Origin of the sequence: Paenibacillus sp. LjRoot56 (assembly GCF_964253335.1) — a bacterium.
GTDB lineage: Bacteria > Bacillota > Bacilli > Paenibacillales > NBRC-103111 > Paenibacillus_E > Paenibacillus_E allorhizoplanae.
This window is the reverse complement of record NZ_CAXURV020000019.1, coordinates 1-319: the sequence shown is the minus strand read 5'-3', so window position 1 is coordinate 319 and position 319 is coordinate 1. Positions and strand designations below refer to the sequence as shown.

Sequence of the window (319 nt, the reverse complement as noted above, 5' to 3'; positions counted from 1 at the left end):
TTAAGTTTGTGGCATTCAGAGTTTGACTGGACTTGGTAACCCTTGGCGGGCCCCGCACCCAATCAGTGCTTTACCTCCACAACTCAACATCCGAGGCTAGCCCTAAAGCTATTTCGGGGAGAACCAGCTATCTCCGAGTTCGATTGGAATTTCTCCGCTACCCCCACCTCATCCCCGAATTTTTCAACATTCGTGGGTTCGGGCCTCCAGTGAGTGTTACCTCACCTTCACCCTGGACAGGGGTAGATCACACGGTTTCGGGTCTACGTCCACGTACTAAAGCGCCCTATTCAGACTCGCTTTCGCTGCGGCTCCGTCT

1 rRNA gene is annotated in these 319 nt (G+C 53.6%); it reads right to left on the bottom strand.

What is annotated here, in order from left to right:
- Positions 1-319: ribosomal RNA gene (locus tag ACSQ8O_RS36745) — 23S ribosomal RNA — on the bottom strand; the annotation flags it as partial.